At 70.1% G+C, this 14,144-nt stretch carries 11 protein-coding genes; 10 read left to right on the top strand and 1 reads right to left on the bottom strand.

Annotation, left to right across the window (positions count from 1 at the left end):
* The first annotated feature begins 139 nt into the window (after nt 1-139).
* From AC0VYP_RS03175 to AC0VYP_RS03140, 8 genes are all read left to right on the top strand, one after another.
* Nucleotides 140-1,744, top strand: a complete 1,605-nt coding sequence (locus tag AC0VYP_RS03175; protein WP_475472389.1) for an acyl-CoA carboxylase subunit beta — start codon at nt 140-142, stop codon at nt 1,742-1,744.
* Nucleotides 1,744-1,983, top strand: a complete 240-nt coding sequence (locus AC0VYP_RS03170; protein WP_285761131.1) for an acyl-CoA carboxylase subunit epsilon — start codon at nt 1,744-1,746, stop codon at nt 1,981-1,983. The genes AC0VYP_RS03175 and AC0VYP_RS03170 overlap by 1 nt, the downstream gene beginning before the upstream one ends.
* A 136-nt stretch (nt 1,984-2,119) precedes the next feature.
* Nucleotides 2,120-3,886 (top strand): acetyl/propionyl/methylcrotonyl-CoA carboxylase subunit alpha, encoded by a 1,767-nt coding sequence (locus AC0VYP_RS03165; protein WP_475472387.1) that lies wholly within the window; start codon nt 2,120-2,122, stop codon nt 3,884-3,886.
* 413 nt (nt 3,887-4,299) lie between these two features.
* The gene (locus AC0VYP_RS03160) at nt 4,300-5,736 is read left to right on the top strand and encodes a dicarboxylate/amino acid:cation symporter (protein WP_285761129.1); all 1,437 of its coding nucleotides are present in this window, start codon (nt 4,300-4,302) and stop codon (nt 5,734-5,736) included.
* Between the two features lie 94 nt (nt 5,737-5,830).
* Nucleotides 5,831-6,694 carry a hypothetical protein gene (locus tag AC0VYP_RS03155; protein ID WP_475472386.1) on the top strand — a complete coding sequence of 288 codons (864 nt, stop codon included), beginning with the start codon at nt 5,831-5,833 and terminating at the stop codon, nt 6,692-6,694.
* 5 nt (nt 6,695-6,699) lie between these two features.
* A complete protein-coding gene (locus tag AC0VYP_RS03150; protein WP_475472385.1) occupies nt 6,700-7,968 on the top strand; it encodes a hypothetical protein in 1,269 nt (422 codons plus the stop codon).
* A complete protein-coding gene (locus AC0VYP_RS03145) occupies nt 7,961-9,244 on the top strand; it encodes a hypothetical protein (RefSeq protein ID WP_475472384.1) in 1,284 nt (427 codons plus the stop codon). Before AC0VYP_RS03150 ends, AC0VYP_RS03145 begins: the two co-directional genes overlap by 8 nt.
* A gap of 112 nt (nt 9,245-9,356) precedes the next feature.
* Nucleotides 9,357-10,640, top strand: a complete 1,284-nt coding sequence (locus AC0VYP_RS03140) for a chemotaxis protein CheA (RefSeq protein WP_285761125.1) — start codon at nt 9,357-9,359, stop codon at nt 10,638-10,640.
* Nucleotides 10,641-10,722: 82 nt separating this feature from the next.
* Here AC0VYP_RS03140 and AC0VYP_RS03135 read toward each other — a convergent pair whose 3' ends face one another.
* A complete protein-coding gene (locus AC0VYP_RS03135; RefSeq protein ID WP_285761124.1) occupies nt 10,723-12,105 on the bottom strand; it encodes an NAD(P)H-quinone dehydrogenase in 1,383 nt (460 codons plus the stop codon).
* Nucleotides 12,106-12,267: 162 nt separating this feature from the next.
* On the opposite strand from AC0VYP_RS03135, the gene AC0VYP_RS03130 reads away from it, so the two are divergent.
* Nucleotides 12,268-12,729 (top strand): gamma-glutamylcyclotransferase family protein, encoded by a 462-nt coding sequence (locus AC0VYP_RS03130; RefSeq protein WP_432707508.1) that lies wholly within the window; start codon nt 12,268-12,270, stop codon nt 12,727-12,729.
* Between the two features lie 90 nt (nt 12,730-12,819).
* Nucleotides 12,820-13,620 carry a phosphorylase family protein gene (locus AC0VYP_RS03125; RefSeq protein ID WP_285761122.1) on the top strand — a complete coding sequence of 267 codons (801 nt, stop codon included), beginning with the start codon at nt 12,820-12,822 and terminating at the stop codon, nt 13,618-13,620.
* The last annotated feature ends 524 nt before the right edge of the window (nt 13,621-14,144 follow it).

Below are 14,144 nucleotides of genomic sequence, written 5' to 3'. Positions count from 1 at the left end.
GATTGGTCTAGCCCATTTGGGAGCAGGGTCTCCCTGGTGTCGCCGTGTGCACGGGTCTTCTCCGAAGATGCGCACTTACCCCCGGATAACGGTGGTCGGCCTCACCCCGGCAACGAGCACGGGGCTACCCTGGGGCATTATGGCGACCGAAGCCCCCGAACCGCTGCCCGCGGCCCAGATCGACATCCACACCACCGCGGGCAAGCTCGCCGACCTGAAGCGCCGCCGCTACGAGGCAGTGAACGCAGGTTCCGAGCGAGCCATCGAACGACAGCACGCCAAGGGCAAGATGACGGCGCGCGAGCGCATCGACGCCCTCCTCGACCCCGGCTCCTTCGTGGAGTTCGACGCGCTTTCCCGACACCGATCCACCAATTTCGGGCTGGAGCACAACCGCCCCTACAGCGACGGCGTCGTCACGGGCTACGGAACGGTGGACGGCCGCCCCATCGCGGTGTTCAGCCAAGACGTCACCGTCTTCGGCGGCTCGCTGGGCGAGGTCTACGGCGAGAAGATCGTCAAGGTCCTGGATCATGCGCTCAAGACCGGATGCCCGGTCGTGGGCATCAACGAGGGCGGTGGCGCGCGCATCCAGGAAGGGGTGGTCGCGCTCGGCCTCTACGCCGAGATCTTCAAGCGCAACGTGCACGCCTCCGGGGTCGTCCCGCAGATCTCCCTGGTCATGGGCGCGGCAGCCGGCGGTCACGTCTACTCCCCAGCACTCACCGACTTCATCGTGATGGTCAACCAGACCTCACAGATGTTCATCACCGGGCCCGACGTGATCAAGACCGTCACCGGCGAGGACGTCTCCATGGAGGAGTTGGGCGGCGCGCGCACGCACAACACCAAGTCCGGCGTCGCGCATTACATGGGCAGCGACGAGGCCGACGCCCTGGAGTACGTCAAGACCCTGTTGTCCTACCTCCCGGCCAACAACCTGGAGGATCCCCCGGTCGGCGACGCCGAGATCGAGCCGGAGGTGACCGGGACCGACCTGGAACTGGACGCCTTCATCCCCGATTCCGCCAACCAGCCCTACGACATGCACCAGGTCATCGAGCACATCGTTGACGACGGTGACTTCCTTGAGGTGCAGGCGCTGTTCGCGCCCAACATCGTGGTGGGCTACGGCCGGGTGGAGGGCCGATCGGTGGGCATCGTGGCCAACCAGCCGATGAGCTTCGCCGGCTGCCTGGACATCGACGCCTCCGAGAAGGCGGCGCGTTTCGTGCGCACCTGCGACGCCTTCAACATCCCCGTCCTGACCCTGGTGGACGTGCCCGGGTTCCTGCCCGGCACCGACCAGGAGTTCAACGGGATCATCCGGCGCGGCGCCAAACTGCTCTACGCCTACGCCGAGGCCACCGTCCCGCTGATCACCGTCATCACCCGCAAGGCGTTCGGCGGCGCCTACGACGTGATGGGCTCCAAGCATCTGGGGGCCGACATCAACCTGGCCTGGCCGACCGCGCAGATCGCGGTGATGGGCGCCCAGGGCGCGGTCAACATCCTGCACCGGCGCGCCCTGGCCGCGGCCGAGGACGTCGAGGACGAGCGCACCCGGCTGATCGGCGAATACGAGGACCGCCTCCTCAACCCCTATTCGGCGGCCGAACGCGGTTACGTGGACGGCGTCATCCTGCCTTCGGAGACGCGCACCTCGGTGGCCAAGGCGCTGCGTTCGCTGAGCGGCAAACGCGCGCAGCTGCCGCCCAAGAAGCACGGGAACATCCCCCTCTGATGGCCGCCGACGCAACGGAACCCCGCTCCGCGCCCTTCCTCCAGGTGGTGCGGGGCGATCCCGGCCCCGAGGAGATCGCCGCCCTGGTCGCGGTCCTCACCGCCCGCGCCCGGGCGGCCCGGGCTGCCCGGGACGTCGCGCCCGAGCCCGACTCCGCCTGGCGCAACCGTGCCCGCCTGGTGCGCGCACCGCAACGACCGGGCCCCGGCACCTGGCGACGCAGCTTCCACCCCGGATGAGCGGCTGTGCCTGCCCGGTCCCACCTGTGCTCCGGACTGCCGGACCGCACCGGCCGTCCGGGCCCACCCACTCCACGACCCGCCGAACGCGTCGGCTGCCCGGCATCCGACCCCGCTCCAGGAGGAATGTTCGACCGTGCGTAAAGTTCTGATCGCCAACCGGGGCGAGATCGCGGTACGGGTGGCACGCGCCTGCCGCGACGCCGGTCTGGGCAGTGTCGCGGTCTACGCCGACCCCGACCTCGACGCCCTGCACGTCAAAATTGCCGACGAGGCGCACGCCCTGGGCGGCGCCACCCCCGCGGAGTCCTACCTCGACATCGCCAAACTGCTGGCGGTTGCCGAGGTCTCGGGTGCCGACGCGGTGCACCCCGGGTACGGGTTCCTCGCGGAGAACGCCGACTTCGCCCAGGCCGTCATCGACGCCGGGCTGACCTGGATCGGACCGCCGCCCGCGGCCATCACCGCGCTGGGCGACAAGGTCCAGGCCCGCCACATCGCGCAGAAGGTCGGCGCACCACTGGTCGCGGGTACCCCCGACCCGGTGTCGGGCGCAGAGGAGGTCCTGGCGTTCGCCGAGGAGCACGGGCTGCCCATCGCCATCAAGGCGGCGTTCGGCGGCGGGGGGCGCGGGTTGAAGGTCGCGCGTGCCCTGGAGGAGGTCGCCGAGGCCTACGATTCGGCGGTGCGTGAGGCGGTCACGGCCTTCGGGCGCGGCGAGTGCTTCGTGGAGCGTTACCTGGACCGCCCCCGCCACGTGGAGACCCAGTGCCTGGCCGACGCGCACGGCAACGTCGTGGTGGTCTCCACCCGCGACTGCTCGCTGCAACGACGCCACCAGAAACTCGTCGAGGAGGCGCCCGCCCCGTTCCTCACCGACGCGCAGTCGGAGCTGCTGTACTCCTCGTCCAAGGCGATTCTGCGTGAGGCGGGGTACGTGGGCGCGGGTACGTGCGAATTCCTGGTCGGCCAGGACGGCACGGTCTCGTTCCTGGAGGTCAACACCCGTCTCCAGGTGGAGCACCCGGTGAGCGAGGAGGTCGCGGGCATCGACCTGGTGCGCGAGATGCTGCGGATCGCCGAGGGCGGGGTGCTGGACTACGACGACCCGGTGCTGCGCGGGCACTCCTTCGAGTTCCGGATCAACGCCGAGGACGCCGGGCGCAACTTCATGCCCGCACCCGGCACCATCACCACGCTGAATCTGCCGGGCGGCCCGGGGGTCCGGGTCAACACCGGCTGCGAGGCCGGATTCACCGTTCCTCAAGCGTTCGACTCACTGGTGGCCAAGCTGATCGTGACCGGCCGGACCCGCACCGAGGCGCTGGAGCGGTCGCGGCGGGCCCTCGCCGAGTTCGAGGTGGGCGGCATGCCCACGGTGATCCCGTTCCACCAGGCCGTGGTGACCGACCCCGCGTTCGCACCCGCCGAGGCCGCCGAGCCCTTCACCGTGCACACGCGCTGGATCGAGACGGAATTCACCACCACCATCGCCGCGTATGCGGGAGATGTGGCCGACGCGGTGGAGACCGAGCCGCGCGAACGGGTCACCGTCGAGGTAGGGGGCCGACGGGTGGAGGTCGTACTGCCCGCGGGGCTGGGTGCCACCGCGGCCGATGGCGCTGGGGCGGCCAAGACCGCGAGGCGCAGTGGCAAACGCGCCAAGGCCGCGACCGCCGTCAGCGGCGACGCGCTGGTGTCGCCGATGCAGGGGACCGTGGTGAAGCTGGTGGTGCAGGACGGGGCCGAGGTCGCCGAGGGCGACACCGTCGTGGTCATCGAGGCCATGAAGATGGAGCAGCCCTTGACGGCCCACAAGGCCGGGACGGTCTCGGGGCTGTCAGTGGCGACCGGGGAGACCGTGGGCAACGGAGCGGTGGTCTGCGCGATCACGAGCGCCTAGGTGCACCCGGCCGTAGACGGGGCGTTGCCCCTCGTGCCCCGGGGCACGAGGGGCAACGTCCTTCCCGGCCGTTCCGGCGGTTCGGGCATCGTCGCGCGGTCTCGGGAGCCGGCCCGGGCCGGGCCGCAGGGAGAATCAAACCGAATCGACCTCTTGAGGGTAGGAATAAAGCCGCTTGTCCGGTTATTGTGTTTTCTCGTGACCAATCTTTGGGGACTGACCAGGCGGTGGCACATCGATCTGTGCCGCCTCGCCAGCCACGCGTGTCGTTAGCTTCGGCTCGACCAGAGCAGTAAAGCTCCGCGCGTCTTCCATACGCCGTGTCGTCAACGGCGCTCCCGCTTGTCACGGAGACCGGTCCACCACCATCCCGGCGGGCCCCTCCACGCCTCCCTCATCCCTGGAGCATTCCCGTGCTGTCCGCACTTCGCCGCGTCCCGTTCGCGGTCCAAGTACTCATCGCGCTCGTCCTGGGCATCGTGCTCGGTGTCGTCGCCCGCCAACTGGGCCCCGTCGGCGAGGCCGGCGATCCCAACTGGCTGGCCGTCACCCTCGACACCATCGGCTCCACCTTCGTGGCGCTGCTGCGCACGATCGTCCCGCCGCTGATCCTGCTGGCCGTCATCTCCTCCATCGCCAACCTGCGCAACGTGACCAACGCCGCGCGCCTGGCCGGGCAGACCCTCCTGTGGTTCGCCATCACCGCGCTCATCGCCGTGGCCATCGGCATCGGCCTGGGCCTCGTCATGCGCCCCGGCGTGGGCACCGGCGTTGACCCCTCCGGTGTGAGCGAACCCTCCAGCACCGGATCGTGGCTGGCCTTCCTGGACAGCATCGTGCCCGCCAACTTCCTGGGGCTGACCGCCAGCACCAGCGCCGACGACGCGGGCGTGCTCAGCACCTCCCTCAGCTTCAACGCGCTCCAGCTCATCGTGATCGCCATCGCCATCGGCATCGCGGCGGTCAAGGTCGGAAAGTCCGCCGAGCCCTTCCTCGCCTTCACCCAGTCCGCGCTCGACGTGGTCCTCAAGGTGCTGTGGTGGGTCATCCGGCTCGCCCCGCTGGGCACCGTGGGCCTGCTCGGCAACGCCGTCTACAGCTACGGCTGGACCACCATCGGCGCGCTGGGCTCGTTCACCCTGGCGATCTACATCGGCCTGGCACTGGTGCTCTTCGTCGTCTACCCGCTACTGACCTTGGCCAACGGCCTCTCTCCGGTCAAGTACTTCACGGGTGTCTGGCCGGCCGTGCAGTTGGGCTTCGTGTCCAGGTCCTCGATGGGCACGCTGCCCGTCACCCAGCGCGTCACCGTCACCAACTTCGGTGTGCCGCAGTCCTACGCGTCCTTCGCGGTCCCCTTCGGTGCGACCACCAAGATGGACGGCTGCGCGGCGATCTACCCGGCGATCGCGGCGATCTTCATCGCGCAGTTCTTCGGGATCGACCTGAGCATCACCCAATACCTGTTGATCGTGTTCGTGTCGGTCATCGGCTCCGCGGCGACCGCGGGCACCACCGGCGCCACCGTCATGCTGACCCTCACGCTGTCCACCTTGGGCCTGCCCCTGGAGGGCGTGGGGCTGCTGCTGGCCGTTGACCCGATCCTGGACATGGGACGCACCGCGACCAACGTCGCGGGCCAGGCCCTGATCCCGGCAATTGTGGCAAAGCGCGAGGGCATCATCGACCTGGAGCGCTACAACGCCCCGCGCGGCCTCGACGGCTTCGTCTCCGAGGACAGCACCACGGACACCACCGCCACGGTCTCCGCCGAGGCCGCCGCATCGGAAACCACCGGGGCGACGGCAGAGCCGGCTGCGAGCACCGCCAAGTCGTCCTCCGGCGCCTGACGCACCGCACCGCCGTTTTTCCGGGGCCGCCCCATGCGGGGCGGCCCCGCCTCTGCTCTGGAGGTCGGACAGGGCTTTCACCTACAATCTGGGCATGTCCCCACCCCCCGGCTCGCTTCGTGCCGCCGTGACAGCAGCCCTGGCCGCGATCGCGGCTTTCGCGGCGCTTCCGGTGCTCCCCGTCGCCGCACAGGAGACCCAAGCGGTGCAGACCTACCCGGCCTACCTGGCCGAGCAGCTGGCCGAGGACCCCGTGTACGTCAGCGACCACTTCGCCGGCGTCCTCGACCTCTCCGACTCCCGGAGCAGGATCACCGCCCAGGTCGAACGTCTGGAATTCCCGATGTACGTCATCGTGGCGCCCCGGCTGACCTCCTACGGGGAGATGCTCGACGACGGCTTCCTGGCGGCCGTGCACGACCGCCTCGGCGAAGACGGCGTCTACCTCCTGCTCGACCACAGCGGTGCCACCAACTACGCCCTCGCCTACGGGGTGCAGGTCCCGCTGCGCGAGGCGACCATGGAGGCGACCATGGTCCCCTCCTTCGACTACGCAACCCCGGCCCCCGACGTCGTGGAGCGCATCGTGGACAACCTGGCCGCCGGCCCGGCCGAGGCAAAGGCCCGCTACGAGCGCAGGCAGGAGCTCTACCGATCCGGTGCCGATGACACCGGGGACGGCTACGAGCGGGACGGGTTCCTCGCCGGGCTGGCCGCCGAGCTCGACCCGGAGAGCAGCGCGGGGATCCGCAACCAAGGGTTGCTCATCGGCGCCGTGATCAGCGGCCTGGCGACCATCGCCGGCGGGGCGCTGCTCCACCGCCGCTACCGTCTCGGTTCCGCTCCCACGGCGCCCCGCCAGGTGCGGACTCCCCCGTCTCGGCCGGTCACGTCCGCCCCTTCCGGACCGGGCAACCGGTCCCAGCGGCGCAGACGAGCCAAACGGGGCCGCAAGTGAGGCGGGTGGCGGCCACGGCGGCCGCGGTATTCGCCCTGTCCTTCGTGGCCGTCCCCGCCGGAGCGGTCGAATTCTCCCCGACCCCCCCGTACGTTCACGACACCGAACGGGTGGAGCGCATCGCCGCGGCGCTGCGCGAGGACCCGTTGTTCGTGGACATCGACTCCGCCGGCGGTCTGAGCGCGGCCGAGACGGCGCGGATCCGGGCCGCCCTGGACGACCAGCCGGTCCCGGTGTACGCGGTGGTCGTGCGCAGCAGCCCCGAAGACGAGTCCGGGGGCGACGGCGACCTCTTCCTGCACGCCCTCCACCACGTCATGGACGAGGACGGCGTCTACCTGCGCATCGAGGTCCCCTGGAGCCGATCCGCCGAGTACCAGGGCTTCTACACCGACCTCGCGGTACTGGGGGTGGGCCTGAGCTCCTACGACATCAAATCGGCCGCCGACGGCCCTCCCTACGACGTGGCGGGAATCGTGGCCGTCCTGGAGGAGGTGCGCACGGCGCCGGAGGCGCCGGTGCGCGACGAGCTCCCCCGTGCGGTGCAGCGGCAGGAGGAACGGGAGGACGAGGCCTCCGCCAGTCCCACCAACCCGCTGGCGACCGGCGACTTCTGGGGCGGCCTGCTGGTCATCGGGCCCCTCGTCGGCGCACTGCTCTACGGGGCCGTCCTGCTCCTGGCGTTCCTCGTGCGGCTCGGGCTGCGCACAGCCGGGATCTCGCTTCGGCCTCCCGACCCCCGCGACCTCGACCTGCCCGCCGTCCTGCGGGCCAGGCGCCGGGCACCCAGGCGTCCCAGCCGCCGCACGCTCACCGCGCTGCTGCACACCGAACTGCGCGCGCTCGCCAAGGCCGTGGAGACCGCGAGTCCCGACACCGACCGCGAGAGGATCCGCACCGCCTACGACTTCGCGAACCTCACTGCGACCACCCCCGGGGCCAGTCCGGAGAACCTCGTGGGCGCCATCGTCGTGGCACGCAACGGCCGCGCCCTGACCGACCCCGATTGCCCTCCCCGGCTCCCCGGGGCGTGCATGGTCAACCCGTTGCACGGGTCGGCTCCGCCGGACAGCGGCAAGCATCCGATCCCGCGGTTGGGGCGACTCGCACCGATCTGCGCGCACTGCCTGGCGCGTCAGGGACACCTGGCCTCACGCGTACTGATGCTGGACAAGAAACCGCACTTCGCGACCGACACCGTGTGGGTCACGACGCGCTACGGAGAAACGGTCCCGGACCTGGCCCGGTACGCCTTGAAGGAGCTCGATGTCTGACCCCCGCCCCGCTGCCGGCCGCCGCCTGATCCGCCTGGCCGCCCTCGCCGCCGCCGCGATGCTGTCGTGGCCGACGGCAGCCGTCGCCCAGGACTCCCCTTCCCCCTCCGCCACCATCGCCGACGCCCTCTCCCAGCGGCCCGTGTACGTCAACCCCTCCCTGGAGTCGGTGCTGTCGGCGGAAGCCCAGGAGGGGCTGGTGGAGCAGATCGAGTCCTCCGACGAGTCCATCTACGTGATCGTGGTCCCGCTGGTGCGCGGCGACGCCTGGGACGGTGACGAAGAGCAGCTCATAGGGGTGGTGAGCGATCGCCTCGAAGGAGACGGGCGCTTCCTGGCCATGGGGGCGGACTCCCGGTTGGACGGCAAGGACTACGGCGGCGGATCCTCGCACGCGCTCTATGCGGCCCTGGCCGTGAACATCGACCCCGAGATGGACAACGCGCCGTTGGCCACCCGGTTGGAACGCGCGGTCAACCTGACGGCGGCGGGCACCGGTGAGCAGGAGTACGAGCGGCTCTACGAGGAACGCGACACCGGCGGGTCCGGTCTCGGCGGCCTGCTCAGCGGCGCGAGCGGCCAGGGGGCGAGGTCCGGCACGGGACTGCTGCTCGGTGGCGGCGCGCTCCTGGTGGTCGTGGTCGGACTGGGGCTGCTCCTGGTACGCCGGCGCCGGACGAACGCCCTGCCCCCGCCGCTGCCGCACAGCACGTTCGCCGCGATCGACACCGCCCAGGCCGCGCAACTGCGCTCGGAACTGCGGTCAGCGGTCACCGAGCAGGGCGAACGCCTGGCGTCCTTCTCCCTGGAGGGTGCGTCGGAGAAAGCGGGAACCGCCTTCCAAAAGGCACTGGACGCCGGTCAGGCAGCGGGCAAGGCGCTGGACGAGACCTCCGACCTGGCCGGCCTGGCCGGGGTGCGGGTCCTGTTGGACATGAGTTCCGAGGCGCTGGAGGCGACGCGGGCCGGACGCTCCGCTCCAGCACCCTCACCGCACTGCTTTTTCAACCCGCTGCACAAGGGCGCCACGGCCCCCGCCTCCTGGCGGGCCGTGGGTTCCCGTCAACGCGTGCGGGTACCGGCCTGCGTCCAATGTGCCGGTGCGCTGAAGACCCACCGTGAGCCCGAGGCCCTGCCCGCCACGCACGAGGGGCGACGAATTCCCTACTACGAGGTCCCCGCCGAACGCAGTGTCTGGGCCGCTACGGGGTACGGAACGCTCCGCTCGGACCTGGTGCAACGCATTCTGCGCGGCGATCTCCGCGAAGGCTCCTGACCGGTTCTGCGCACGTCTAGGCTGTTGGGGCCGCGCCGCTGCTTGGACCATCCGGGAACCAAACCCCCTAGCCGTTCGTCGAACAGGCGTGAGGGAGGCGAGAGGAACGATCATGTTGCGCCGATTGACACTACCCGCACTGCTCGCCGCAGTGCTGACAGTCTTCATGGCCGCCGCGCCGGCGAGCGCGGCCGAGGCCCCGGGCGTCTCGGAGGTTGCGAGCGCCCTGAAGAGCAGCCACATCTATGTTGACGACGCCAGCGCCCAGGACATCCCGCAGGCGGAGATCGACGCGATGGCCTCGGCCGCCGAAAGCGCCGAGACCCCCGTCTACTTCGTGATCGTGGCGGACGGCGTGTTCGCCTCCGAGACCACGTCGGCGGCGTTCCTCTCCGAGCTGCGCGACGAGGTCGGCGAGGGCACCTACGCGCTGGCCGCGGGCGGCAGCAAGGTGCTGCGCTCCGACGTCATCTCCGAGGGCGACCAGCGCTCCATCTACAACGAGTGGAACCGCACCGCCAACCCCGTTGACGGGATGGTGGGCGTCGCCGGCGGTGCCGACGACGCGGCCAGCTCCGCACAGGCGTCGGGGACCTTCGGCCTGGTGCTGCTGGGCCTGCTTGCCCTCGCCGTGGTCGGCGGTGGCTTCTTCATCTACAACTCCAAGAAGAAGCGCGAGGCCAAGGCCGCCCAGGAGCTGCTGGAGATCAAGCAGATGGCGACCGAGGACGTCGTTCGCCTGGGCGAGGACATCGCCCAGCTCGACATCGACCTCAGCCGGGTGGACGACGCCACCCGCACCGACTACACCCACGCGATGGACTCCTACGACCGGGCCAAGACCCAACTGGACACCATCCAGCGCCCCGAGGAAATCCAGGAGGTCACCAACTCCCTGGAGGACGGCCGCTACTACATGGTCGCCACCCGGGCGCGGATGCAGGGCGAAGAGGTGCCCGACCGCCGCAAGCCCTGCTTCTTCAACCCCCAGCACGGACCGTCCGAGCAGGACGTCATGTGGGCGCCCATGGGCGGCGCACCGCGCTCGGTTCCGGCCTGCGCGGCCTGCTCCCACGACGTGCTCTCCGGCGCGCACCCCGACGTGCGCATGGTCGAGGTCGACGGCCAACGGCGCCCCTACTACGACGCCGGCCCGGCCTACGCGCCCTACGCGGGCGGCTACTTCGGCACGGACATGATGATGGGTATGTTCACCGGCATGATGATGGGCTCCATGATGGGGTCCATGATGGGTGGCGGAATGATGGGCGCCGGCATGGGCGGCGGCTACGAGGGTGACATGGGCGGCGGCGACGTCGGCGGCGGGGACTTCGGAGGCGGCGACTTCGGCGACTTCGGCGGCGGTGGCGACTTCGGCGGATTCGGCGACTTCTAGCCCTCCGCGCACACCCGCACCACACAGCACCACAAGGACGGCCCCGGTCACTGACCGGGGCCGTCCTTGTCGGCGGTGCCGGCTACTCGGGGGATGCCCGCATCAGCGAACGGGCCGCCTCGGTGACGCTGCCCGACAGGGAGGGGTAGACCGCGAAGGTGTGCGCGATGTCGTCCACGGTGAGGCGTTGCTGCACGGCCAGCGAGACGCCCAGGATCAGCTCGCTGGCGCGGGGGCCGACGATGACCCCGCCCAGCACGATGCCGGTGTGCTGGCGGCAGATGAGCTTGACGAAGCCGTCCTTGGTCCCGTGCATCTTGGCGCGCGGGTTGGTGTCCAGCGGCAGGTTGACCACGCGCGCGTCCACCCGTCCCTCTTCGACGTCGGCCTCGCTGACACCCACGGCGGCGAGCTCGGGGTGGGTGAACACCGTGGAGGAGACGTTGGACAGCTTGAGCGGGGAAACCGCCTCGCCGAGCGCGTGCCACATGGCGATGCGCCCCTGCATGGCGGCCACGGAGGCGAGCATGTTGATCCCGGTGCAGTCACCGGCCGCGTACACGCCGGGGGTGGAGGTCCGTGAAACCCGGTCCACCTGGACGAACCCGCCGTTGTCCAGGCGTACTCCGGCCTCTTCCAGCCCGAGGTCGTCGGTGTTGGGGATCATGCCGACCGTCATCAGGCAGTGGCTGCCGTCAACGGTGCGTCCGTCGGCGAGCCTCACCCGCACGCCGGTCTCGGTACGGGTCACCGACTCCGCGCGGGAGTTGCCCAGCACCGTCATACCGCGGCGGATGAACACCTCCTCCAGGACCTCGGCCGCGTCGGTGTCATGGGTGGGGAGCACGTGGTCGCGGGAGGAGACGAGGGTGACGTCGGAGCCCAGTGCCTGGTAGGCGTTGGCGAACTCCGCACCGGTCACCCCGGAGCCGACGACGATGAGGCGTTCAGGCAGTTCGTCGAGGTCGTAGAGCTGACGCCAGGTGAGGATGCGCTCGCCATCGGGCTTGGCCGTGGAAAGCTCGCGCGGGTGGGCACCGGTGGCGATGAGGACCACGTCGGCGCGCAGCCGCTGGTCGCCCACCGCAACGATGTGCGGGTCAACGAGGCGGGCCTCGCCGGAGACGAGTGTGACGCCCTCCGTCCGCAGGCGGGCGGCGGTGTCGGCGGACTGGGCCTGGACGAGCCGCTTGACGCGGGCGTTGATCGTCTTGAGATCGACGGAGACCAGGTCCTTGTCCTCCGGCTCGTTGCCGACGTTGATGCCGAGTCTGGCGGAGTCCTTGACGTAGGTGGTGCGCACCGAGGTCGCGATCAGCGTCTTGGACGGCACGCAGTCCGTGAGCACGCAGGCGCCGCCGATGCCGTCGCGGTCCACGACCGTCACGTCGGCTCCCAGCTGGGCGGCTACGAGCGCCGCCTCGTAGCCTCCGGGTCCGCCTCCGATGATGACGACCTTCGTCACGTCTGATCCACTCCTCGTATCGCGCGTTCTGAGCCTCGCGGCAGCGGGTTCGCCACGGCCGCCGGCGACCGTCGCGCGGTTCGCCCGCCGGTCACTGCCCTCCCCATTCTCCTCCATGTCATATGGGCGTTTCAGCACCGAGTCCCCTCACCAGCACGTAGCATGACGCGCGTGCCTTTGTACGCCGCATATGGAAGCAACCTCGACCCCGAGCAGATGGCCAAGCGCGCGCCGCACTCACCGCTGTGGAGCACCGGCTGGCTGGAAGGCTGGCGGTTGACCTTCGGCGGACGCGGCCCCGACGGCGGCGCTCTGGCCACCATCGTCGAGGACGCCGACGCCAGCGTGTTCGTCGCGCTGTACGACGTGCCCGAGTGGGACGACCCCTTGCTGGAAGCCCGGGAGCGCAGCGACCTGGGCACTTCGACCAGGATCAAGGTCCGGGTGGTGACCCTCATGGAGGGCGAGGTGACGGCCTGGGTCTACGTGCTCGACGACTACGAGGGCGGCCTGCCCACGGCCCTCTACCTCGGCATGATCGCTGAGAGCGCGGAGAAGGCAGGAGCCCACGCGGAGTACGTGGCCGATCTCCGGTCCCGCCCCTGCACAGCGGTTGACCGATAGGACGACAATCACTCTGCGTGGCGATCCGAAATGAATCGGTCATCGCGGAGTAGGGTCCGAGATGTGAGCGAATCCACGCAAGGTCGCCCTGTGTCGAGCACCGCGGAGGCCAAGAAGCACGCGGCCGCCGCGGCGGAGGAACTACTGGAGCGGATGAGCGCCGACGCCTTCGACGCGGTCGTCATCCTCGGCCCCGGTTTCGCCGAGGCTGTCACGGTCCTGGGGAGTCCCGACGCCGAAGTCGATCCGGCCTCCCTGGTCGGTTTCGGTCCGGCACAGGAGGGGTCCACGGAGTCGGTGCACAGCGTGTGGGTGGGCGCCAAGCACGTGCTCGTCTTCGTCGGACGCACCAATTTCTACGACGGTTACGGCCCCTTGCGAGTGGCGCACGCCGTCCGGACCGGGATCAGCACCGGCGCACGGACCGTCGTCCTCACCGACACGGTGGGCACGCTGCGCACCGACTTCCAGGTGGGACAGCCGATCCTGGTACGCGACCACATCAACCTGATGGCCGCATCACCGCTGGTGGGCCCCGACTTCGTGGACCTGACCCGGGCCTATTCGCAACGGCTGCGCGACACGGCTCACGAGGCCGACCTCTCCCTGGCCGAGGGCGTCTACGGAGCGGTGCGGGGGCCGCAACCGGGCACCCCGGCCGAGCTGGGCCTGCTGCGCACAGCGGGCGCGGACCTGGTCGGATCGGCCACGGTTTTGGAGACCATCGCGGCGGTGGAGATGGGCGCGGAGGTACTGAGCGTGTCCGTGGTGGGCGAAGACGCCCTCTACTCCGGCAGCGGCCCCCGCGACACCGGGCAGTTGCTCGCCGTCGCGCAGTACTACGCGCAGCCGATGGGGCAGTTGCTGAACCGGTTCCTGCTCCGCCTGTGACCGCGAAGGCCCAGACGTCAAGAGCGCCGCGGGCCGCCGGGGAATCGATCCTCGGCGGCCCGCGGCGCTCTTGACGGTTCGGGTCTGGTGGAACAGTCCTGGGGGAAGGCGCGACACCCCTTCCGCGCTCGGGGCGGGCGCCCTCCCCCAAAGGAACCGGCGAAGTCCGACATACACCGGGCGACGAACCGGCACTGCGTGGCGAGCAGCATCCCGAGGCCGGGGATGACTGTGCCGACACCGCGACCGCTGCCTGTCGTGCTTCCGTACGACCCGGTCCTCGAAGTCCCCGCAGACCCGTGAACGGACCGAACCGTACTTTTCCATGGTGTGCGCGCCGTTGGCAGCTCGTCCGGGAGTCGTGTCAACCCGCCCGGCAGAGGCAACCGCGAGTGGCGATTCGCGGCCCGTGAGGCGCGCACCCGCTATTCAGTTGACCCGTACATCACCTGAGGCAACAGGTCCGGGGCGACGGTCCGCGCTCCGCCAACCCCCGAACCCTTTGTCTTAGGCATACCTTACCT

It is taken from the genome of Nocardiopsis sp. iso_186, from assembly GCF_056173365.1.
Note: the sequence above shows the minus strand (reverse complement) of the source record. Positions and strands in the feature narration are given on the sequence as shown.

Excerpts from the sequence above, each read along its gene's own strand:
- AC0VYP_RS03175 (WP_475472389.1), top strand. The coding sequence starts at position 140 with ATGGCGACCGAAGCCCCCGAACCGCTGCCCGCGGCCCAGATCGACATC.
- AC0VYP_RS03170 (WP_285761131.1), top strand. The coding sequence starts at position 1,744 with ATGGCCGCCGACGCAACGGAACCCCGCTCCGCGCCCTTCCTCCAGGTG.
- AC0VYP_RS03155 (WP_475472386.1), top strand. The coding sequence starts at position 5,831 with ATGTCCCCACCCCCCGGCTCGCTTCGTGCCGCCGTGACAGCAGCCCTG.
- AC0VYP_RS03145 (WP_475472384.1), top strand. The coding sequence starts at position 7,961 with ATGTCTGACCCCCGCCCCGCTGCCGGCCGCCGCCTGATCCGCCTGGCC.
- AC0VYP_RS03140 (WP_285761125.1), top strand. The coding sequence starts at position 9,357 with ATGTTGCGCCGATTGACACTACCCGCACTGCTCGCCGCAGTGCTGACA.
- AC0VYP_RS03130 (WP_432707508.1), top strand. The coding sequence starts at position 12,268 with ATGACGCGCGTGCCTTTGTACGCCGCATATGGAAGCAACCTCGACCCC.